The organism is Hymenobacter armeniacus, from assembly GCF_014699055.1.
Taxonomy (GTDB): domain Bacteria; phylum Bacteroidota; class Bacteroidia; order Cytophagales; family Hymenobacteraceae; genus Hymenobacter; species Hymenobacter armeniacus.
The window spans coordinates 547,049-568,945 of sequence record NZ_JACXAC010000006.1 but is presented as its reverse complement, the minus strand read 5'-3'; the positions used below and the strand labels follow the sequence as shown (position 1 = coordinate 568,945).

Genomic DNA, 21,897 nt, shown 5'->3' with positions numbered 1-21,897 from the left:
GGCCTCGCAATGACAACTTCTCGTTTGCTGCCGCCCTACTTCTGGCTCACAATCCATTTATAGATGTCGGCCGGCGTATCGGGGTTAAACGCGGCCGCGGCCGCATCGGCGGGCGAGTCGCTGGCAAACTGCAGGGTGTGGTTGAGGTTGGGGTAGCGCATTTCGGCCACTTTGGCGTTGGCCCGCAGGCCTTTGCGCAGGGCCGTCAGGTTGAGGGCCGCGTTTACCTCACGGTCGGCCTCGCCCTGCAGCAGCAGCACGGGGCACTTCACCTCTGGCAGCGCAGGCTGCGGGTCGAAGCTCAGGAAGCTGCGGTAGGCGGGTGTGGTGAGGGTTTGCACGGTGGTTTGCACGTCGGCCGGGGCAATGCCGGGGTAGCGCTGGCGCAGCATGTTGCTCAGAATGGCCTGGGCCTGGCTGTTGTCGGGCGTTTGGCGCACGATTTCCAGCATGGCCCGCTGGTGCTTGACGAGGTTTTCCTCGTCGCGGCGCATGGCGGCTTTCTGGCGCAGGCGCTGCTGGTCGAGGTAGGTTTGCACCTGGGCAGCGTTGGAGCCGTGGGCGCGCAGCTTGGCGGCTTCCTGCTCGGCGGCGCGCAGGGCACGCTCGTACTGGTGCTGGCGGGCCAGGTCGGTGGTGTCGTTGCCCAGCACCTTGCCGTACATCACCGGCTGGGTGGCCAGCAGCTCGCGGCCGGGCACGCCGGCGGCGGCCACGGCCACCACAAACGTGGGAGCCAGTGGCTGGGCGCCGGCCAGCAGTGCCACGTTGGCACCTTCGCCGTGCCCGATGAGGCCAAGGCGGGTCACGTCAATCTGGGCGCGGGTGCGCAGGAAATTCAGCGCCGCAATGGCGTCGGCCGAGCGCTCGGCCAGGGTAGTGGTGGTGGCCGAACCGCCCGAACCACCGTGGCCCCGCTCTTTCAGGCGCAGCACGGCCACGCCTTGGCTCACCAGGTAGTCGGCCAGCCCGTTCATCATTTCGCTGTTGGGCGAATGAGGGCCGCTGGCATCGGCGCCGCGCTCGGGCAGCAGCACCGCGGCCGGAAACGGGCCGGGGCCCGAGGGCAGGCGCAGCAGGCCATTGAGGCGCACGCCGCCGGCGGGGCTGGTCACGGCCACGGCCTCTACGCGGTCAAGGGGCTTTGCCGATGAGTCGAAACCAAGTAAAATGCAGAAGGCGGCGAGGGCAAGTACGAATGGGCGCATAAAAACAGCTTAGCAGCAAGGAACCAGAAGCTGCTTTTCCCATTTTTGGGCTAAACAGCGTGCGCAAAATTCAGCCGTGGGCAGAGGCGACGGGCTTTTTTAAGCCGAACCGGTGGTTTTTGTCGACTTACGGCTTCATTTTCCAGCCGAGAATCTACGAAGTTTTTCCCATATCGGGTTTTTAGTTTCAATATGGGAAAAACTATGGGTATAAGCCAACCTGGACGGTTTGAGTCATCTTCCCTCTGAGTATCTGGAGTAATGGCTGTGTCTAGTTGATTGATTTATAGTGTATTTTCCTTCAGATTATATATCGCACTTGTGAACCGTTAAATGGGTGAGCCCCACTTTTGGCTGTCCATCGTAGCCTGACCGCGGCAGTTCCGCTTCTATATCTTCCAGCTACGAGCAGGGCGACGGCCAATGATTCTTGGTGCGTCTGTTGCGCAACTTAGCTGGCTGCTTGCGCTGCTTCTTAAATAGAAATGCCCCACCGGGTAGGTGGGGCATCTTTACTAGGCTTTGGGTCGAGGCCCGGAGAAGTGGGTACTGCCTTGCTACTGCAGCCACGGCAGCCACCCGCGGCCCTGCCAGTGCAGCCACCCCCACATCAGGGCGTCAAACACCAGCAAAAAGCCTCCTTGCAGCCACAGCGAGCGGCCAAAGCCCAGCAGGCGGGCCGGTCGGGTTTCGCCGGGCAGGGCGGCGCGGGCGCGTAGGTAGTAGCCGGTCATTATGTAGGCCACGTCGAGCCCCGCGTTGAAGAGGAACAGGTTTTCGTTGAAGAGCTGGGCCTGCACCACGTCGGCCAGCCCCAAGCCCGACGGCGCCGCGGGCTGTAGGTGGTAGATGCCCCAGGCGGCCAGCAGGCCGTTCACCAGCGCCCAGCCCACGTTCATGCCGTGGAAGTAGTAGGCGGGCCGGCGCTTGTCGGCGCGCGACAGGTAATGCCCGCTCACCAGCAGGTTGAGCAGCACCCAGGCCGCCAGCACGGCCAGTCCCCGGCCCAGCAGGGCCTCGCGCGCCTGGTGCAGGGCCGCCACATCGAGCGCAAGAAACATAGGCAGCTACGGCAAAAGTGAAACCCGGGCCAGCGCCAAGGCCGCTAGTGCTTGAAGCCGAGGCCCAGGTACACCTGAAACACCTGGTTGCGGATGTTGTTGTCGGCCACGGTGGCGCCGGACTTGCTGTTGTACTGCAGCACGGTGCCGTCTTTGTAGATTTTGCCCAGGCTCCAGTCGAAGCGGGCGCCCAGCTTGGCAAAGCCCAGGCGGGCTTCGGCGCCGGCAATGGCCCCGTAGTCGAGGCTGTTGTAGCCGCGGTCGGAGAGGCTCACGGTGGCGTCGCCGTCGCGCACGTTGGTGAGCAGCGACACCTGCGGGCCCACGTGAATGCTGAGGGTCTCGGTGAGGTTGCCCACAAACAGAATGGGCAGCTCCAAGTAATCGAGGCGGGTGTCGCGGGTGGCGGTGCCCAGGTAGTCGGTGCGGTAGCCCTTGCGCGAGTACAGCAGCTCCACCATCAGCGAGGCGAAGTTGTTGAAGCCAAACTGCCCGTACACACCGGCGTGGAAGTCCTTGAGGTTGTCGCGGTTGGTGAACAGGTCGGCGCCCGCACCCTGGATGCTGGCCAGGTTGTAGCCACCCTTGATGCCGAAGCCGGTGTTGCGCGACTCGGTGCCGTCGCTGGCGGCGTAATCAGTGGAGGAGCCCACGCCGGGGCCCTGCTGGGCGCGCACAGCGGGCGTGGCCGCCAGGGCCAGCGCAAATACGAATAAGGCTTTTTTCATGACAATAAAAAGTGAAATGGCCCACTAGCAAACGGCCGCCCGCGCCCAAAGTTGCCCGGCCGGCCAGTTGCCCCACAAAAAAAGGAGGCCCTGCTGGAGCCTCCTTTTTTTTGACGAGCAAACGCAATGCAGCCGCAGGACCTTATTGCGTGAAGCCAAAGCCCAGGTACACTTGGAACACGTTGTTGTACACTTTCGCGTCTTCAAAAATCTTGGTCAGGCCGAGGTTGTAGCGCGCGCCCAGGCGGGCGGGGCCGAGGCGGTATTCCAGTCCGCCCACGCCCGACAGGTCAAAGCTCTTGAAGCCGTTGTCGTTGATGTCGAGGTCTTTGTCGCCCGATACGACTTTAGTCAGCACCGAGGCCTGCGGGCCGATGTGGAAGCTGAAGGCGTCGGTGATGTTGCCCACGTAGAGCACCGGCACCGACAGATAGTCCAGTCGCAGGTTATCGACGCCGTCGGTGAACTTCGTGCCCTGGCGCGAGTACAGCGCTTCCACCTGAATGGAGGAGAAGTCGTTGAACCCGAACTGCCCGTAGAGGCCCGCGTGGAAGGTGTTGGAGCTGCTACGGCCCGAGCCGGCGTCGTCGCCGTACACGTTGGCCAGGTTGTAGCCGCCCTTCACGCCGAAGCCAGTGTTGCCCGATTCGGTGGTGGCGCCGCCGGTGTAGTCCTTCGACGATTGTGCGCCGCCCGGCGCTGCCTGGGCAAAAGCAGCCGGTGCAGAGGCCACGGCGAGCAGCAGAAACAGAAAAAGCTTTTTCATGAGTGAAAGAAAGGGGTAAGGGAAAGCAAAAGCTCGGGAAGATGACTATTCCCGCTTGCCCCTATACTTTACCGGGCCCAGAAAGTTGCCAAGCCAGGCCCGCAGAAGCAAAAAAATGGCCGCCCGGTGTACGGAGGCGGTCGCCGGGCCTTACCTTTGGGGCAGCGCCGCCCACCGGGCGGGCATATTCCGGGGTGTTAGCTCAGTTGGTTCAGAGCGCCACCCTGACACGGTGGAGGTCGATGGTTCGAGCCCATTACGCCTCACGGAAACCCTCATTGCGAATAGCGGTGAGGGTTTTTTAATGCAAAAAAGCCCGTCTGGTTAGCAGACGGGCTTTTTTCGTTCGCCGAGTGGCGGGGCTTATGCCGCGCCCAGCTTCTTTTTCAGGTTGGTGTCCAGCGCTTCCAGGAACTCCTCGGTGTAGAGGTAGTCGCGGCCGTGCTCCACCTTGTTGCCGTGGATGCAGACGGCCAGGTCCTTGGTCATCTTGCCGCTTTCCACGGTTTCGATGCACACTTGCTCCAGGGCGTGGCAGAAATTCACCAGCTCCTGATTGCCGTCGAGCTTGCCGCGGAACTCCAGGCCGCGCGTCCAGGCGAAGATGCTCGCGATGGGGTTGGTGCTGGTGGGCTTGCCCTTCTGGTGGTCGCGGTAGTGGCGCGTCACGGTGCCGTGGGCGGCTTCGGCCTCCATGGTGTTGCCGTCGGGCGTCACCAGCGTGGAGGTCATCAGGCCGAGCGAGCCGAAGCCCTGGGCCACGGTGTCGCTTTGCACGTCGCCGTCGTAGTTTTTGCAGGCCCACACGAAGTTGCCGTTCCATTTCAGGGCCGAGGCCACCATGTCGTCAATCAAACGGTGCTCGTAGGTGATGCCGGCGGCCTGGAACTTGGCCAGGTAGTCCTGCTCGTAAATCTCCTGGAAGATGTCCTTGAAGCGGCCGTCGTACTTCTTCAGAATGGTGTTTTTGGTGCTCAAATACAGCGGCCAGCCCTTCATCAGGGCCTGGTTGAAGCAGGCGTGGGCGAAGCCGCGGATGCTTTCGTCGGTGTTGTACATGGCCAGGGCCACGCCGTCGGACTTGAAGTTGAACACCTCAAACGACTGCGCCTCGCCGCCGTCTTCGGGCTGGAAGGTGATTGTGAGCTTGCCCTTGCCCTTGGTCACAAAGTCCGTCGCGCGGTACTGGTCGCCGAAGGCGTGGCGGCCGATGCAAATCGGAGCCGTCCAGTTGGGCACCAGGCGGGGCACGTTCTGCATCACAATGGGCTCGCGGAACACCGTGCCATCGAGGATGTTGCGGATGGTGCCGTTCGGCGACTTCCACATCTGCTTCAGGTTGAACTCCTTCACCCGCTCTTCGTCGGGGGTGATGGTAGCGCACTTGATACCCACGCCGTACTGCTTGATGGCGTTGGCCGCGTCGATGGTCACCTGGTCGTTGGTTTCGTCGCGGTACTCTATGCCCAGGTCGTAGTACTTGATGTCGAGGTCGAGGTAAGGCGTAATCAGCTTGTCCTTGATGAACTTCCAGATGATGCGCGTCATTTCGTCGCCATCGAGCTCCACTACGGGGTTGGCTACTTTGATTTTGGTCATGAACTTGGGAGGTGGTTGAGAAGAATTGGTGGTCTGCTGCCGCGCCGCTGCGCCGGGGCCGCCCGTCTGGCCCGGAAAGGGGCTTCAGCGGAAGGCAACGGCTTCTGACGCGACGCGACAGCACCCAAAGGTAGCAGCGCCCGCAGGCTCGTGCCCCCTGTTTGCCCCGAAATCACACAATGGTTTGTGTAGAATGAGGAGGCCCGCCGCCGGGCCAATGCGGTGCTTATTTTGTTGCCGCATGATGCTGCCCATTGCCTTCGCGCCCACCTACGCCCACCCGCTGCCCAGCGGCCACCGCTTTCCCATGCTCAAGTATGAGCTGCTGCCCGAGCAGCTCCTGCGCGAAGGCACGGCCACCGAAACCGACTTTTTCAGGCCCCAGCCGCCGCCCGATGCCGACGTGCTGCGGGTGCACGACGCCGACTACTACCAACGCCTGCGCCGGGGCCAGCTCACGCGGCAGGAGGAGCGGGCCACCGGCTTTCCGTGGTCGGGGGCGCTGTTCGAGCGCGAAGTCACCATCCTGGGCGGCACCATCGAGGGCGCCCGCCGCGCCCTGCAAACGGGCGTGGCGTTCAACATTGCGGGCGGCACGCACCACGCTTTCCGGGCACGGGGCGAGGGATTTTGTCTCCTCAACGACCAGGCCGCGGCCGCGGCCTGGCTGCTGGCCCACGTGCCTGCGGTGCGCCAAGTTCTCATTGTCGACCTCGACGTGCACCAGGGCAATGGCACGGCCGCCATTTTTCAGCACGAGCCGCGCGTGTTCACGTTCTCCATGCACGGCGCCCGCAACTACCCCGCCCGCAAGGAAACTTCCGACCTCGACCTGCCGCTGCCCGATGGCACCGACGACGCCACCTACCTCCGGCTGCTGGCCGACACGCTGCCGCGCCTCCTCGACGACGTGCAGCCCGATTTTGTGTTCTACCTCGCCGGCGTCGACGTGCTGGCCACCGACAAGCTGGGCTACCTCGCCCTCAGCCGCGACGGCTGCCGCCAGCGCGACGAATTCGTGCTTGGCCTTTGCCATCGCCACCGCTTGCCCGTGGTGACGTGCATGGGCGGCGGCTATTCCGAGCGCATCATCGACATCGTGGAAGCCCACGCCAACACGTTTCGCGTAGCGGCCGGGTTGTGGGGATGACGGCCGTCCGTGCTGCGTGCTGCCTGCCTATTTTAATAGCACCAGCTGCCAGCGGAAGGCCCAGCGCCAGCGCAGCTCGTAGCGCGTGATGCCGGCGCGCTGCAGCAGCGCGACCCAATCGGCGCGCCGGAACGCGCGGGCCACCGACAGCGGCGCATCGTGCCGCACCAGATACGAACCGCCCAATAGCCGCGTGAGCCACTTAATGCTGTGGTAGGCCAGCCAGTGCCGGTGCAGGTCGTTGATGACCACGGCCACGCCGGCTTGCTGCTGCCATTGCCGCAGCAGCGTCACCAGCTCCTCGTCGCTGAAATGGTGACAGAACAGGCTGCACGTGAGCACATCGTAGGGCTGCGCCTGAAATTCGGGCGAGAAAATGTCGAACTGCTGGTAACTGATTTCGGGGTAGTCCCGGCTTTTGGCGGCCGCGTAGTCCAGCATGAATTCGTTGGCGTCGATGCCCACAAGCTCCACCGGAAAGGCCTTTTTGCGGGCCCAGCGGGCTACCTGCCGCAGGGTATCGCCGCCGCCGCTGCCCAGGTCGGCCACGCGCAGGGGGCGCCCGTGGGGGAAGCGGGGCCGCAGGCGGTGCAGCGCGTTCAGCACCGGCTGATAGCCGCCCAGCCAAGTGTTGATGGTTTCGAGCTCGTCGAGGTTCTGGCGCAGGGCGTCGGTGGCCAGCGTCAGGTCGTCCATCAGTTCCGGACCGGAAGCGCGTTCTGCGAACATCTTCAATGAGCAGGGAACAGTTAGCAGGGAACAGTTAGCAGTTAGTAGTTAACAGTTTTGCTGCCCGGCTCATCTTTTCCTGTGGCAGGTGCGCCGCAGCATTTAGGTGCTCACTACTCACTGCTAACTGTTCCCTGCTAACTGCTAACTGCAACAGCATGGCCTCCATCGTCAGGCCCGGCCCGAAGGCAAAGCTGAGCACCGGCGCACCGTTGTCGGCGGGCGTGGCATGGGCCAGCACCTCGCGCAGCACAAACAGCACCGTGGCCGACGACATGTTGCCGTAGTCGCGCAGCACGCGGTAGGCGTGGCGGTTGTCGTCGCGCGTCAGGCCCAGCTCGGTTTCGATGGTTTCGAGAATTTTGCGTCCGCCGGGATGGATGGCGAAGTGGCGCACGTCGCCGAGCTGCACGGGCAGGCTGTTCAGCAGCCCGTCGGTCAGGCTGCGGATGCCGCGCTGAATGAGTTTGGGCACGTAGCTGCTCAGCGTCATCTCAAACCCGAAGTCGTTGATGTGCCAGGCCATGTCGTCGTGCCCGTCGGGTTCCAGCCCGCAGTGGAAGGCTTGCAGCGCCAGGCTAGGCGCCTCGTTGGGCAGCGGCCGGGCCTGCACCAGGCAGGCCGCCGCGCCGTCGCCAAACAGGGCGTTGCTCACCAGGTGGTCTTCCTCCGGGCTTTTCTGGAAATGCAGCGTGCACAGCTCCACGCTCACGATGAGCACGCGGGCCTGGGCATCGGCCAGGCAAAAGGCATCGGCCAGCTTCACGGCGTTCACGGCGGCGTAGCAGCCCATGAAGTTCACGCAGGTGCGGCGCACGTCGGGCCGCAGGCCGAGGGCCTGCACCAGCTCAATGTCCAGTCCCGGGGCGTACATGCCCGTGCAGCTCACCGTGACGAGGTGGGTAATGCTGCCCAAGTTCACATCGGGTACCTGACTCAGGGAGTTGCGCACGGCTTCCACGGCCAGGGGCAGGGCCTCGCGGCGGTACGCGGCCATGCGCTGGCCCACGCTCGGGAACGGCTCCAGGTCGGGCGTGTTGGGGAAAAAGGTGTACTCGCCGTTGGCCCGGCCGTAGTCGGGCAGCACCGAATAGCGGTGCTCGATGCCCGACACGCGGTACAGCGCCCGCAGCTTGCGCGTGTCGGCTTCGCCAAAGCCCAGCGCCTGCGCCATAAATTCCGCAATCTGCGGCTGAGCAATGCGATGAACGGGGTTGGCCGTGCCAATGGCACCTAAATAACTCGGCATTCGGGAAAGGAATTACGGGCGAAAGAGCAGGAGCAAGGCCGGCGCCCGGGCCCTGCCCCGGCATCGACTCGCCCTATTTACGGGATAACAACCGGTTTTGCGCCGGGCCGGGCCAAAATCGGGCTAATAACTTTTTGGCGTGGGGCGGCCGGTCCTAAAATTCCTGGCCATGGGTGCGCCGCATCAGCGCCTGCACAGCGCCCGGCCAGTGGCGCAGGCCGCCCACCACCAGCTCGCTCAGCACCGGCCCGCCAAACAGGCGCTGCACCGCGCGCCCCACCCGCAGCCGCGCGCCAAACTGGGCCTGCCAGGCCCGGGCATAGGCCGCCTCCATGGCCGGGCGGGTGGTGGTGTGGGCAAGAAAGCCGTGCGCCGCCGCTGCTGCCAGCGCCGCGCCGTGCAGGGCCATGGCCATGCCGTTGCCGCACAAGGGCGTGATGAGGCCCGCCGCGTCGCCCACCATCAGGATGTGCTGCTCCACCGGCTGCTTGGGCGCAAACGAAATCTCGTTGATGACTTCCGGCTGCGGATACAGCACCTCGGCCGTGTCCAGAATCTCGCGCAGGCGCGGGTTGCGGGCCAGCACCGCGGCTTCCATGGCCGGAATGGTGCCGTGGCGCCGCAGGTTTTCGCGGGTGGTGAGGTAGCAAAAGCACAGCTTGTCTTCCTCGATGGCCGAGATGCCCGCGTAGCCGTCGGCAAAGTTGTGCAGAGCAATCACGTCGCGCGCAAAGCCCGGCAGGCGCAAGTGGTATTTCACCCCCAGGTAGGGCGAGCGCTGCGCAAAAAAGCCGCGTTGCAGCTGCCGGTCGAGGTTGGCGCGCTTGCCGTAGGTGCCCAGCACCACGCGGGCCGTGAGCTGGCGGCCATCGGCCAGGGCCACGCGGTGCTGGTCGGTGGCGGCTTCGTAGGCCACGTCGGTCACCGTGCTTTTCAGGTAGAACTCGACGCCGCGCGCTTGCGCTGTCTGGTAGAGGAAGTCGTCGAGCCGGTAGCGGCTCACCCCAAAGCCGCCCAAATCGAGCGGCGCCGTGAGCGTGCGCCCGCCCGGCGACGACAACTCAAACCGCCCGATGGCCGCCGGCGCCAACGCGGCCGGGTCGGCCCCGAGGCGGCGCAGGTAGGGGAGCACTTCGTTGCTCACGTACTCGCCGCACACCTTGTGGAAGGGGTAGTGCTTGCGTTCCACCACCGCCACGCGGTGGCCGCGGGCGGCCAGGTCCAGGGCCGCCGCCAAACCGGCTAAGCCGCCGCCAATCAAGAGAATATCCACCTAATTGGTCGGTAAAATGAGAACAATGAAAGCGAAATTACCGTAATTCATCGAGGTTTCTGTATATACGCGTGGCCCTAAAGGGATGGCCGCCGTATCTTTGTCAACTAAAATTTCCCCTTTTCGTTACGCTAGTACCACACGCGCTTCCTTTCCCACCTTAAGTTTACTATGATGCAACGCTACTTTCTACCTCTATTGCTGTGTATGTGTTTGTGCTTCGGCCTAGCTCCGGCACTCCGCCTGCCCGCCGCCTCGGCCGCCGTGCTGAGCCGCCCCGGCCAGCAAGGCGCTAAACCCGGCAACGACGAGAAAACCCTGGTGGTGTACCCCAACCCCAGCACCGGCATCGTGCACCTCACCATCAACAACCTGCAGGGCAAAAAGGTGGAGTTGAGCGTACTCAACGTCATCGGCTCGGTGATGTACCGCGAAACCCTCACGGAACTGAACGACCGGTACACCAAAATGCTCGACCTGAGCAAATTCGCCAACGGCCTCTACTACGTGCGCCTCGAATCCGACAACACCAGCCAGATGTGCAAGCTTGTTATTCGCTAATCTGGTCTTCGCTCTGTAGCCAGACACAAAAAAAGCAGCCCGTAAGGCTGCTTTTTTTGTGTCTGGCTACAGGAGACTATTTCACCCGCACCGGTTCCGGGGCGAGCATCTCCTTCACGTTGTTCACGGTGCTATAGGCCATAATGGCCGTGAGTACCAACAGGCCGAGCATGAAGATAAACATGATACTAAGGTGAATTCGGGTGGAAAATGGGCGGCCCGGTCAGGGAGCCGCCGCTGAGGTATTCAACCCCGAAATGCCGAAGCGGGTTTCAATAAGATTTCGGCTTTTGCTTCACGCCTGCTCCGGAAACTCGGTGCGCAGCGCGGCCATCACCTCTTCGGTCACGGCGCGTACCTGGGCCACTTTCTGAGCCGCTGCCGCCGGCTCGGGGGCATTTTCGCCGTAGGCTTCTATTTCGCGGATGACCTGACGCAGGCTTTCCACGCCCAGCCCGTCGAGGGAGCTTTTGAGGTGGTGGGCGGCGTCACCCACGGCTTCCCAGTCGGGCTTGGTCAGGGCCTCGTCGAGGGCGGTGAGGATGGCCGGCGTGGTTTCGATGAACGCCCAGGCCAAGCGGCGCACAATGGCTTCGTCGTGGCGCACCAGCTGGCGCACGTTGCTCAAGTCGTAGAGGGGAGCTGCAGAGGGCATGGAAAATAGAGGTTGATGAGGTGAGGCAGGTTCGGGGGCGGGGCGGTGCCGGGCCAGTACTTCCTGCATGGTTTCGAGGAGTTGTTCTTCGCGGTAGGGCTTGGCCAAGTAGCCGGCAAAGCCCGTGGCTTTGAGGCGCTCGGCCTCGCCGGCCTGGGCGCGGGCCGTGAGGGCGATGATGGGCGTGGCGGCCCGGGTGGCGTCGGGGTGGGCGCGCAGGGCGCGGGCGGCGGTTTCGCCGTCCATGCCCGGCATCTGAATGTCCATGAGCACGAGGTCGAAGGGCCGGTGCTCAAACAGCTGAATGGCCGCCAGGCCGCTAGCGGCGGTGGTCACCTGCCAGCCCCAGTTGCGCAGCACGGTTTCGGCCAGCAGGCTGTTCACCATGTTGTCTTCCACCAGCAGGATGCGGCCGGCCACCGTTTCGGCGGGCGGCGCGGCGGGGGCCTGTTCTGGCTCGGGCGCTGCCGCCAGCACCGGCTGAAAGGGCAGTGTGAAGGCGAAGGTGCTGCCCTGGCCCAGCTCGCTGCACACGCGCAGGGTGCCGCCCATGAGGCGCACCAACCCCTCCGAAATGCTGAGCCCCAGGCCCGAACCGCCGTATTCGCGGTCGGTGCTGGCCGTGGCCTGCGTGAAGGGCTCAAACACTTTCTCGAGGGTTTCGGGCGCTATGCCCACGCCCGTGTCGCTCACCGCGAACTGCAGCCACACGGTGCCCACGGGGGCGGCGTGCAGGCTCGGGCCGGGCACCGTTCGGCAGCGCAGCCGCACCTGCCCTTCCTCAGTAAACTTAAGGGCGTTGCTGACCAGGTTGAGCAGCACCTGGCGCAGCCGGTGGGCGTCGCCCAGCACCTGGGGCAGGTGGGCGGGCTTGTCGAGGCGCAGGCGCAGGCCCTTTTCGCGGGCCCGGGGCCGCAGCAGCGCCGCGCAGCCGGTCAGGAGCTCGTCGGGGTCGAAGGGCGTGCGCTCGGCGCGCAGCTTGCCAGCGCCCAGGCGGGCGGTGGTTAGCACGTCGTTCAGCACGTTCAGCAAGTGCTCGGCCGATTCGGCCAGCAGGCGCAGGTAGTCGTGCTGGCTGCGGCTGAGCGTGGTTTTCGACAACACCCCGGTCAGGCCCAGAATGCCGTGCAGCGGCGTCCGAATCTCGTGGCTCATGTTGGCCAGAAAGTCCTGTTTGGCCTGGGCGTCTACCTGGGCTTCGCCAATGGCCTGCTCCAGGGCCTGCTGCGTGCGCTTGAGCTCGCTGATGTCGCTGTCGACGCCCAGCACCTGGGCCGTGCCGTCGGCGCGCTCAAACAGGCGCTTCACGCTGCTGAACCACGACACCGTGCCGTCCGGATAGGTGTACGATTCCTCCAGGATGAGGTCTTCGCCGGTGGCCAGCACCTGGCGGTCCTGCTCCTGGTAGCGAGCCAGCTCGGCGGTGGTCACGGCGGGCACGCCAGCCGCCCCAAACCGCACCAGCTCGTCGGGCGTCAGCCCATACAGCGCGGCCAGGGCGCGGTTGGCCAGCAAGTAGTTGCCGTGCCCGTCTTTGAGGTAGATGGGGTGGGGCAGGGCGTCTATTACCTGCCGGAACAGGCGGTGCTGCTCGGCCAGCCGCTCGCCGGCCGCGCGGCGGTGGGCGTCGGTGGCGCGCCGGTCGGTGATGTCTTCGGCCACGCCAATAATGCTCGTGACGGTGCCGTCGGCATCGCGGGCAAAGGGCGTGTGGCTGCTGCGCAGCCAGCGCAGGGAGCCGTTGCGGTGGCGGGCGGAAAATTCCAGGGTCAGCACTTCGCCCTGGGGCAGGCGGGCCACGGCGGCCCAGTGCTCGCGCAGGCGCTGCTGGGCCTCGGGGGGCATCAGGCCGGGCAGCAGGGCGCCGTCGGGGAAAGCCAGCAGTTCTTCGCTGGTGTAGCCCAGCACCAGCTCAATGCGGCGGTTGGAGTAGGTGTTGCGCTCCAGGCGCAGGTCGTAGATGTAAATCAGGTTGGGCACCAGGTCCACCACTTGGCGCAGCAGGTGGCGGTTGTGGCGCAGCTCTTCCACCGCGGCGCGGTGGCGGCTCACGTCTTCGGCGCTGCCCATCAGCTCGCGCACCTGCCCGTCGGGCGTCCAGGCGCTGGCGCGCACCCGGATGCGGAGCCAGCGCCAGTCGCCGTCGCGGTGGCGCACGCGGCAGTCCCAAGTCAGGTCACGGTCCTGGTCGAGCAGCACGTTCAGGTTGGTGCTCTGCACACGAGCCAGCGAAATGGGGTGCAGCATGTTGGGCCCCAGCAGGTGTCCCTGGCTCACCAGGTCGCGGGGCGTGAAGCCGAGCACGGTTTCGCAGTGGCGGTTGCAGTGCAGCAGCTGGCGGCGCTGGGCGTCGTAGCTGAACAGGATGAGCGGGACCTTGTCGGCCAGCCCATTGCCAAAGAGGGGCGCCTCGGGCACCGGCCGGTGGGGGCTCTCCGAATGGGTTTCTCGCGCCACCGCGCGCCGCGCGGCCGGTACCGGGGCGCGGCGGGCCAGGCGAGGAGAACGGGAGCGGCGCATCATCGGAATAGCAGAAGAAAACGGGGCCAACGGAACGGCAAAGTACGATACGGGCGGCACGCCCGTCGGCTAGCTCACGCGCAGCTCCTGTTGCTGAATCATGCGGTAAATGGTGGACTTGCCGATGTGCAGGCGCGCCGCCACCGCCAGCACGTCGCCGTCCATCTCGTCGAGGCAGCTTTGCACGATGGCCGTGGTTTGCTCGCGCAGCGAGAGCTGGCTGCCGGGCCCGATGGTGGTGGCCCGCCCGGCGCGCAGGGGCAGGTCGTCGCCGTCAATCAGATCGCCGTCGGCCAGCACGGTGGCCAGCTCGACCACGGCCTTCAGTTCGCGCACGTTGCCGGGAAACGGGTGGGCGCGCAGCCGCTCGCGGGCGTCGTCGGTGAGTTGGCGCGGCGGCAGGTTGTTCTGGTAGCAAAAGTCGCGCACAAACACTTCGGCCAGCAGCAGCACGTCGGCGCCGCGCTGGCGCAGCGGCGGCAGCGCAATGGGCAGGCCCAGCAGGCGGTAGTACAGGTCTTCGCGGAAGCGGCCGGCCTGCACTTCGGCCAGCAGGTCGCGGTGCGTGGCCACTATCAGGCGCACGTCGAAGGCAATGGCCTGGTTGCCGCCCACGCGCGTCACTTCCCGCTCCTGCAGCACGCGCAGCAGCTTGGCCTGCAGGCTGAGGTCCAGGTCGGCAATTTCGTCCAGAAACAAGGTGCCGCCGTTGGCTTCTTCGAGGCGGCCCACGCGGCGGGCCACGGCCCCCGTGAAGGCCCCTTTTTCATGGCCAAACAGCTCGCTCTCCACCAGCTCGCGCGGGATGGCCGCCATATTAACGGCCACGAACGGCAAGGTGGCCCGGCTCGATTGGAAGTGAATGGCCTTGGCCACCAGCTCCTTGCCGGTGCCGGTTTCGCCGCTTACGCTCACGGTAATGGTGGTGCGGGCAGCTTTGGCAATGAGCGTTTGCACGTGCTGCATGGTGGGGTGCTCGCCCAGAATGGGCTGCCCGGCGCCGTAGCGCGCGCCTATTTGCCGGCGCAGCTGGTTGTTTTCGCGGCGCAGGCGGGCCTGCTGCTCCACCTTGCCCACAATGTTCCAAAGGCGGTCGAGGGTGTTTTCGTCCTTCACCAAGTAGTCGTAAGCGCCTTGGCGGAGCATGCTAACGGCCGTGCCCACGTCTTCCTGCCCCGAAATGACGAGGACTTCCACGCCGGGCAGCCGTTCCTTTATCTGGCGCAGCACTTGCTCGCCCTTGGCGTCGGGCAGGGAATAGTCGAGGGTGATAAAATCGGGCTGTTCTCCCAGTTGCTCGAGGCAGGCCTTGGCCGTAGCAAAGCGGTGCACACTGTGGTTGGGGTTCTGGCCCAGGCGGTGCACCAGCAGCTCGCCGTACCACTCGTTGTCTTCCACCACGAAAATCTTAAACGGTAGAGTAGGCATCATAGAAGAGAGAAAGTGTGAAACAAGCAAGGCTTGGCTGCTGCCTGGCTAAGCACTTAAGCAAAGCAGAAGCTTTCCTGTACGGACGGCATTGGAAAAGTTATATTGCAAAAATAAGCCGAAATTAACATTCTTGTTAAAATAACTGACAAAATGAGGCATATACGAAGTGAAATGACTGCCGGATTGCGCATGATTTTTTCTTGTATTCTAGTTTTAGGAACAAAATCCCAAATTGAGACAAGCGCAAAGCAAGCCAAAAAAACTATGTAGTTGATACTTAGGCAGAGAGTACGGAAGCGGCTTGATGGCCGCGGAATTGCATGAAATGGAGCGGCAGGGTGCCAAACTTTCAAATATTTTCTACGACTATCATGCAATTCTTTACTCCCACTGCTACATCGTTGGTCCGGTTGCGGACGTGGTTGCTGGCCGCCCTAGTCTTATCACTGGGCACAGGCGCGGCGCTGGCTTCCCCGTCGCCAGCTTACTCGACTTCCAACGTCTACTCAAACTACACCCCTTACCAAAAGACTTTTCTGGGGGTGGAAAGCGGAGTGCAAAACCCCGGGTTTGCCGCCGACGCGGACCTAACCAATTACGCCGTTCTCAACACTTTCCTCAGCGTGGCCTCGACGGCCAGCATCCGGCTGGGGCTGAGTGGGACCGGCGGTGCAGCGGGCGACCGCGCCGGCGTGCTGGTGAGCAACGCCACGACGTCTTCCAACCTGCTCAACCTGAGCCTGGTGAACGTGATTACCCTCTCTACCTATGACGGCGCGCAGTGGAGGGAGTCGTGGTTGGTATCGGCCGAAGTGGCGCGCGACTTGCTGCTGGGCAGCACGCGGCCCACGCAACTGGAGTTTGTGGCCAAGGCGCCGTTTACGCACGTGCAGCTTGAAGTAGGTGGCCTGGCCTCGGTGTCGTTCAAGCTCAACGTTCACTACGCCTACGCTGTGCCGTCGTTGGTACAGCCGCAGGCCAAGGGGGCGTTGTCGCAGTTCACCGCCAGCGGCGCGGCCCTGTCGCAATACTACGGCGCGGGCACTTCGAATGCGGGCGTGATTAGCGCCTGCGTGGGGGCCGGGGTGAGCAACCCCGAGCGGGCCGTCGACAACGACCTAACCAACTACGCCACCTTCAACAGCCTGGCCACCGTGTCGTGCCCGGCGGCGTTGTCGGTGAAGCTGGCCAGCAACCTCGACGCCCCGGGCGGCTACTACGCCGGCTTTGTGATTGGCAACGACGACCTGCTGGACCTGAGCATCTTGTCGGGCCTGCGCCTGAGCACCTACCGCGACGGCCTCCCCACCGGCGAAACCGCCACCGGCGCCGAGCTGCTGGAACTGCACGCGCTGCCCGACGGCAAATACCAGGTGAGCTTCCGCACCAAGCTGCCCTTCGATGAGGTGAAGATTGAGCGCATCGGCCTGGTGTCGGTGCTTGATGACCTGAAGCTGTATTACGGCTTTGGCGTCGAGCCCCGCGCCTTTGAGGGCACCACGCACGTGCAGTCGGACTTTCCGGTGGGCCAGACGGCTGGCAAATACGCCACCAACACCACTGGCATCTGCGTTCTCGGGCCCTGCGGCGTGACCAACCCGCAAGGCGCGGCCGACAACGACCCCAGCACGGTGGCCACCATGAACATCCCCACCGGCCTGCTCACCACCGCCGAGCTGAAGCTGGCCCTGAACGGCACCGGCACCGCCGGCAACCGCGCCGGCATGGTGGTGGGCAACGGCACCGGCCTGCTCGACGCCACGCTGCTCGACCAACTGACCCTGACTACCTACGACGCCGACGGCAAGGTGCTCGAAAGCGCCTCGGGCAGCTCCTTGCTCTCCCTGACCTTGCTGCCCGACGGCCGCCAGGAAATTTCCTTCCTCACCACCCGTCCCTTCGCGTCGGTGCAAATCACCGCCTCGGCTGGCGCCTCGGCACTCACCAGCTTTCCCATCCACTACGCCTTCGCCGACGACAAAACCGGCGGCATCCCGTCCATCATCACGCCGCTGCCGGTGCAGCTGACGTCCTTCGGCGCCAAGTGGGCCAACAACGGCGCCGACGTAGCCTGGACCACGGCTTCGGAGAAAAACAGCAGCCACTTTGTGGTGGAGCGCTCCACCGGCGTCGACGTGCCGTTTGCGGCCGTGGGCCGGGTAGACGCTGCCGGCAGCAGCACCCGCAGCCTGAGCTACAAGCTGCGCGATGCCGAAGCCGGCGCCCTGGGCGTGGCCGTGGTGTACTACCGCCTGCGCCAGGTAGACTACGACGGCAGCAGCACGCTGTCTTCCATCGTGTCGGTGGCCGTCGGCAAGTCGGCCGCGGCGGCCCCGCAACTTGAAGTATACCCCAACCCTGCCACCGATGCCCGCGCTGTGCTGGTGCACTGCCCCAACCTGCCCGCCACGGGCGGCGTGGTGCAGGCCTACTCACAGCTGGGCCAACTGGTGGGCCAAGTGGCCGTGCCCAACGCCGCTGCCAACGTGGCCATGCCGGCCCTCGCGCCCGGCCTCTACCACGTGGTGCTGCGCGGCGCCGCCGGCCAAGCGCTGGCCACCCAGCGGCTGGTAGTCGGGGCTCGCTAATCACACCTGACCTTTCTGCAAAAAAGCCCTGCCGATTCGTATCGGCAGGGCTTTTGAATTGAAAAGAGCACCGTTGCGGGCTATTGCGCGGCGCTGCGGAGCAGGCGCACGGCCGGGCCCCCATCGGCAGGGCGGGCGAGGTAGAGGCCGGCGGGCAGCTCGGCGGCGGGCAGCCAGCGCACCGAGCCGTCGGGCTGGCTGCGCACGGTGGCCACGGCGCGGCCCAACTGGTCGCAGATGGTGAGGGTTTGGGCGCCGGGCGTGCTCAGCTGGAAGCGCACTTCCTGGGTGAACGGCGTGGGGTAGGCGGTGGGGTGCGGCGCCGCGGCGGTGCGGGTGGCCAGCGGCCCGCTGGCCGACACCCGGAAGGTGAGCAGCTGCGTCTCGCTGCCTTTGATGGGGCAGGCGTCGTCTTCGGCCGTCACGGCCACGCGGTACAGGCCGGGCGTGGTGTTCAGCGGCGGGGTGAACGTGAGGCGGGCCTGGCCGTTGCCGAGGTTTTGCAGCGTGGTGCCAGGCATGGCATTGTAATCCAGGGTAAGGGTGAGGGTCTGGCCGGCGTTGCGGTCGGTGGCCGTTATCAGCACCGAAACCGGTTCGCCGGCGAGGGCCGGGATGACCTGGCTCAGCGTCTGCGTGGTGGTGCGGGTGCCGTTTTGCACCGTGAGCAGCGGGCTCACCACGGGCAGCAGGTTGGTGCCGCAATCGTATACCATGAAGTACAGCTCGCGGCGCGTGGTGCCAATGAGCACATAGCTGCCGTTGAGGCGCCGGTACTCGCTGATTTTAACGGCCGCCGCGTATTTGTTGACCCCGGTGGCCGGGAGCGCCGTGCTGTTGTAGGAGCCGGGCTGCAGGCTGATGGAGCCCGTGCGCGCGTCGAAGCGGAAGCGGGGGTTTACGCCGGATTTTTGCGGGCAGGTACCCACGGTGTCCATGTCCACCGCAATCGGTAGCGTGGCGCTGTAGTTGCCGATGGGCATGGGCTGATACACGCACAAGGGGTTGCTGCTGAGCACGGTAGGGGTAGAGGCCGGGTAGGGACTGAACGTGATGGGCGTGTTGCAAGCCTCCAGGGGCGTTTCGAGCGAGTACACCAGCGAGTCGCCGTCGGGGTCGAAGGCGTTGTTGCTGAGGGTGGAAAGGCGGTGCACCGGCACAAAGAAGGCCGGCTGCACGCTGCTCACCGGCGAGCTGTTGGCGATGGCCAGGCCGGTGGTGCCGGGCCCGGGCACCAGGTTGCTCAGCGTGGCCTCGAAGTAGAGGTCGCCGGGGTTGGCAATGTTGGCGGTGGCGGGGCGGGCGTTCTGGAAGGTGCTGAGCACCCAGCGCGCGGCCGGCGGCAGGGTCACGGTGGCGGTGTAAGTGAAGGCTTCGGTGTTGGTGATGGTGCTGTTGCACACGCCGTTCAGCGTGGCGCAATACTGCCGGGCCGCCACCCCGGGCCCCACCTGCACAAACGGCGCCGTGACGGTGGCCGCGGTGTTGCACCCGCCCGAGCGGCATTCCAGCGTGAAGGGCGACAGCGTGATGCCGGAACAGTCGCGGTAGATGTGCAGCGTGACGAGGTAGCGGTTGTTGCCCAGCGCGGCGTAGGTGAGGTCGCCGCCCTGCATGTGGCTGGCGGCCGCCGGCCGGGCCCACAGCAGCCCAATGAGGACCAGAGCCCAAGAATACCGTAGCATTTTATGCATATGAAAAAGGAAAAAGGGTGAAAGGAATGAGTGCCAAGGGGCTGCGCCCAGTCGCAATGGGCTAGCACCTCAACGTTATTATTTTGCAATAATGAAGGATTTATATCCTCAAACATCATTCCAAAAAAGCTGAGTATCAAGGCCAAAATCTTGTGGGTGCGGCCCCTCGGATAATGATAACCGAGACGTAACATTGCGGCGGTGGCCCCGCAATGCCGGTGTCGGAATTTTGTGGGCACCATTCACCATCTCATCCCACCATCTTTTTATGAAGCAAAACTTTTTACGCATGGGCAGCATGGCGCTGCTCGCGGCCCTGGCGGTTTCGTGTTCGCGCGATGCACAGGTGGCTCCGGCCGCTGGTCCTACCGCAGCCGTGGTGAACCAGGACGCCACCCGCGACAGCAACCTGGCCATGGGCAACCCCAGCGGGGCCGTGACCGACGCCACCAACTACCCCAACAACTACCTGATGACCAAAACCCAGTACAGCCTGTCGTATAGCCGCGACAAGGGCAAGCCGAACTGGGTGAGCTGGCACCTGAGCAGCGCCTGGCTGGGCAGCACCCCCCGCCAGGACAACTTCGCCTCCGACGCCACGCTGCCCAGCACTTGGTTTCACGCCACCAGCAGCAGCTACACCGGCTCGGGCTTCGACCGCGGCCACAACTGCCCCTCGGCCGACCGTACGGGCTCGGTGGCCGACAACTCGGCCACGTTCCTCATGACCAACATGATGCCCCAGGCCGCCAACAACAACCAGCAAACCTGGGCCAACCTCGAAAACTACGAGCGCACCCTCGTGAGCCAAGGCTACGAACTCTACGTCATCTGCGGCAGCTACGGCAGCGGCGGCACCGGCGTGAACGGCTACGCCACCACCATTGCGAGCGGCAAAATCACGGTGCCGGCCCGCTGCTGGAAAGTCGTGGTGGTATTGCCCGAAGGCAGCTCCGATGCCAGCCGCGTCACCACCAGCACGCGCATCATCGCCATCGACACGCCCAACACCACCAGCATCAGCTCCAGCTGGGGCAGCTACCGCACCACGGTCGACGCCATTGAGCAGGCCACCGGCTACAACATTCTCTCGGCCGTGAACAGCACGGTGCAGGCCACCATCGAGTCGCGCGTGGACACCGGCCCCACGAGCTGATAGCGCGCTCGACTACCGGGTACGGCTTCCGCCTCACCAACACACCGGAAAGCCGTCCGGCAACAGAAAAGGCCATGCAATACCTTGTATTGCATGGCCTTTTCTGTTGCCGGACGGGAGGAATGCTTTGCAGCTTTCTGCACGCGAAAGCTAAAGGTACGGCGGCTTGTGGCTGCAAAGCAATGCGTTACGAAGTAGCAAGTTTTTTTTAAAGTGAAAAAAACAGTCCGAAATATCCGCTGATTAGCCAGTTAGGGCGAAAACGCCGGCTGAAAATTTTCGCACAATTTAAAGTTAACATTACCTGAGGTTGGCCGGGTGTAATGCTTTCTTAATTTTGCATCGTGCTTCACCCCAAACACCCGTTGATGAAGCGCGGGACCTTGCTCAGCAGCAGCCCGCGAGAAGACCGGAAGGTCTGCGCTGCCATCGGTTTCCACGATTTTTCTGCTGGTATTGCCGCTGTTTTTTTGGGTTATTGCCCCGTTACCGTTTCGGATTCCGAAACGGTTTTTTTATGCACGTCTGGTTTGGATAGATAAGGTATTCCGGCGCTTCGGCGCTGTTCCCTCACTCATTAAATGCAAGCGGCTCGGCCCGCGGTCGGCATCCGGCCCGACAACCGCCAACGAGCCGTCGATAACTACAAGAAGCATGAAACTCGGCGCCATTACGTTACAAAATCCGGTGTGCCTGGCCACCGCTCCCTGGGACCTGGCCGGGGACGGTTGCGAGCACCTGGGCGCGATTTTTACCAAAACCGTGACCATGGAGCCCCGCCCGGGCCTGCCCGGCGACGAAGGTATCCTGCAAGTGGCCGACCAAACCCTGCTCAACCGCACCGACATCCGCACCGAAGGCGCCGAAGGGCTGGTGCAGGAGCACCTGCCGCGGCTGCGCCGCTTCGGCGTGCCGGTGTTTGTGAGCGTGACCGCGCCGGGCGTGCCGGGCTTCCGCAAAATTGCGCGCTACCTGCAGCGCGAAGCCGGCGAGCAGATTGCCGGCCTCGAAGTGTACATCACGGCGCCGCACTCCGGCGCGGGCCCCGACATCACGGCCCGCTACGTGCGCGAAGCCACCGAGGCCGTGCGCAACGAGCTGCGTCCCGACGCGGCCGTGATAGTGAAGCTGCCGCCGTGGCCCGACCACATCCGGGGCCTGGCCCTGGGCGCCCAGGAAGGCGGCGCCACCGCGCTGGCCGCCACCAACACCCTGAAAGTGCTGCACCTGCCCGCCGACTCCGGCGCCGCGCCCCTGGTGGGCGGCCTCTCGGGCGAGGCGCTGCGGCCGCTGGCCCTGCGCTGCGTGTGGGAGCTGGCCAACGACGCCAACCTGCACCTGCCCATCTTCGGCACGGGCGGCATTTTCACGCTGCGCGACGTGCAGGACTACCTGCGCGTGGGCGCCCAGGCCGTGCAGGTGGCCAGCGGCGAATGGCTCTCGCCGGGCCTCACGGCGCGGCTCGCGGCCGAGGTGGCGAAAATGGCCCCCGCAACTCGATAAACTGCTTCACACCCTCCCTCCCAAAA

17 protein-coding genes and 1 tRNA gene are annotated in these 21,897 nt (G+C 64.5%); 7 read left to right on the top strand and 11 right to left on the bottom strand.

Features of this window, described 5'->3' with window-relative positions:
* Window positions 1-35: 35 nt before the first annotated feature.
* The 4 genes from IC234_RS19870 to IC234_RS19855 all read right to left on the bottom strand — a co-directional run bounded on the left by IC234_RS19870 (window position 36) and on the right by IC234_RS19855 (window position 3,763).
* A complete protein-coding gene (locus IC234_RS19870) occupies window positions 36-1,208 on the bottom strand; it encodes an alpha/beta hydrolase family protein (RefSeq protein ID WP_190928100.1) in 1,173 nt (390 codons plus the stop codon).
* Window positions 1,209-1,765: 557 nt separating this feature from the next.
* The gene (locus tag IC234_RS19865; RefSeq protein ID WP_190928098.1) at window positions 1,766-2,269 is read right to left on the bottom strand and encodes a DUF6992 family protein; all 504 of its coding nucleotides are present in this window, start codon (window positions 2,267-2,269) and stop codon (window positions 1,766-1,768) included.
* 44 nt (window positions 2,270-2,313) lie between these two features.
* Window positions 2,314-2,997 carry a porin family protein gene (locus tag IC234_RS19860; protein WP_190928096.1) on the bottom strand — a complete coding sequence of 228 codons (684 nt, stop codon included), beginning with the start codon at window positions 2,995-2,997 and terminating at the stop codon, window positions 2,314-2,316.
* Window positions 2,998-3,139: 142 nt separating this feature from the next.
* The gene (locus IC234_RS19855) at window positions 3,140-3,763 is read right to left on the bottom strand and encodes a porin family protein (protein WP_190928094.1); all 624 of its coding nucleotides are present in this window, start codon (window positions 3,761-3,763) and stop codon (window positions 3,140-3,142) included.
* Window positions 3,764-3,954: 191 nt separating this feature from the next.
* Here IC234_RS19855 and IC234_RS19850 point away from each other — a divergent pair.
* Window positions 3,955-4,029 (top strand) — tRNA-Val (locus IC234_RS19850).
* Between the two features lie 97 nt (window positions 4,030-4,126).
* Here the strand turns inward: IC234_RS19850 and IC234_RS19845 are convergent.
* Window positions 4,127-5,362, bottom strand: coding sequence for an NADP-dependent isocitrate dehydrogenase (locus IC234_RS19845; RefSeq protein WP_190928092.1), 1,236 nt, complete (start codon window positions 5,360-5,362; stop codon window positions 4,127-4,129).
* Window positions 5,363-5,606: 244 nt separating this feature from the next.
* Between IC234_RS19845 and IC234_RS19840 the strand changes: the two genes are divergently transcribed.
* Window positions 5,607-6,512 (top strand): histone deacetylase family protein, encoded by a 906-nt coding sequence (locus IC234_RS19840; protein ID WP_190928179.1) that lies wholly within the window; start codon window positions 5,607-5,609, stop codon window positions 6,510-6,512.
* A 27-nt stretch (window positions 6,513-6,539) separates the two neighbouring features.
* On the opposite strand, the gene IC234_RS19835 is transcribed toward IC234_RS19840, so the two are convergent.
* From IC234_RS19835 to IC234_RS19825, 3 genes are all read right to left on the bottom strand, one after another.
* The gene (locus tag IC234_RS19835; protein WP_190928089.1) at window positions 6,540-7,241 is read right to left on the bottom strand and encodes a methyltransferase domain-containing protein; all 702 of its coding nucleotides are present in this window, start codon (window positions 7,239-7,241) and stop codon (window positions 6,540-6,542) included.
* 34 nt (window positions 7,242-7,275) lie between these two features.
* Window positions 7,276-8,490 carry a type III polyketide synthase gene (locus tag IC234_RS19830; RefSeq protein ID WP_190928087.1) on the bottom strand — a complete coding sequence of 405 codons (1,215 nt, stop codon included), beginning with the start codon at window positions 8,488-8,490 and terminating at the stop codon, window positions 7,276-7,278.
* A 154-nt stretch (window positions 8,491-8,644) separates the two neighbouring features.
* On the bottom strand, window positions 8,645-9,763 hold the full coding sequence (locus IC234_RS19825; RefSeq protein ID WP_190928085.1) for an NAD(P)/FAD-dependent oxidoreductase: 1,119 nt from the start codon (window positions 9,761-9,763) through the stop codon (window positions 8,645-8,647).
* A gap of 207 nt (window positions 9,764-9,970) precedes the next feature.
* On the opposite strand from IC234_RS19825, the gene IC234_RS19820 reads away from it, so the two are divergent.
* Complete coding sequence (locus tag IC234_RS19820; RefSeq protein WP_190928083.1) at window positions 9,971-10,324, top strand: T9SS type A sorting domain-containing protein; 354 nt, start codon at window positions 9,971-9,973, stop codon at window positions 10,322-10,324.
* Between the two features lie 295 nt (window positions 10,325-10,619).
* Here the strand turns inward: IC234_RS19820 and IC234_RS19815 are convergent, their stop codons facing one another.
* Both IC234_RS19815 and IC234_RS19810 read right to left on the bottom strand, forming a co-directional pair.
* On the bottom strand, window positions 10,620-13,502 hold the full coding sequence (locus tag IC234_RS19815) for a PAS domain S-box protein (protein ID WP_190928081.1): 2,883 nt from the start codon (window positions 13,500-13,502) through the stop codon (window positions 10,620-10,622).
* Window positions 13,503-13,568: 66 nt separating this feature from the next.
* The gene (locus IC234_RS19810; protein ID WP_190928079.1) at window positions 13,569-14,930 is read right to left on the bottom strand and encodes a sigma-54-dependent transcriptional regulator; all 1,362 of its coding nucleotides are present in this window, start codon (window positions 14,928-14,930) and stop codon (window positions 13,569-13,571) included.
* Window positions 14,931-15,301: 371 nt separating this feature from the next.
* On the opposite strand from IC234_RS19810, the gene IC234_RS19805 reads away from it, so the two are divergent.
* Window positions 15,302-17,518 carry a hypothetical protein gene (locus tag IC234_RS19805; RefSeq protein ID WP_190928077.1) on the top strand — a complete coding sequence of 739 codons (2,217 nt, stop codon included), beginning with the start codon at window positions 15,302-15,304 and terminating at the stop codon, window positions 17,516-17,518.
* A gap of 80 nt (window positions 17,519-17,598) precedes the next feature.
* On the opposite strand, the gene IC234_RS19800 is transcribed toward IC234_RS19805, so the two are convergent.
* Complete coding sequence (locus IC234_RS19800) at window positions 17,599-19,203, bottom strand: hypothetical protein (RefSeq protein ID WP_190928075.1); 1,605 nt, start codon at window positions 19,201-19,203, stop codon at window positions 17,599-17,601.
* A gap of 277 nt (window positions 19,204-19,480) precedes the next feature.
* Between IC234_RS19800 and IC234_RS19795 the strand changes: the two genes are divergently transcribed.
* From IC234_RS19795 to IC234_RS19785, 3 genes are all read left to right on the top strand, one after another.
* Entirely contained in the window at window positions 19,481-20,368 is an 888-nt protein-coding gene (locus IC234_RS19795) for a DNA/RNA non-specific endonuclease (protein ID WP_190928073.1), read from the top strand.
* 344 nt (window positions 20,369-20,712) lie between these two features.
* Window positions 20,713-20,910, top strand: coding sequence for a hypothetical protein (locus IC234_RS19790; protein ID WP_190928071.1), 198 nt, complete (start codon window positions 20,713-20,715; stop codon window positions 20,908-20,910).
* Window positions 20,911-21,022: 112 nt separating this feature from the next.
* A complete protein-coding gene (locus IC234_RS19785) occupies window positions 21,023-21,871 on the top strand; it encodes a dihydroorotate dehydrogenase (protein WP_190928069.1) in 849 nt (282 codons plus the stop codon).
* Window positions 21,872-21,897 lie beyond the last annotated feature (26 nt).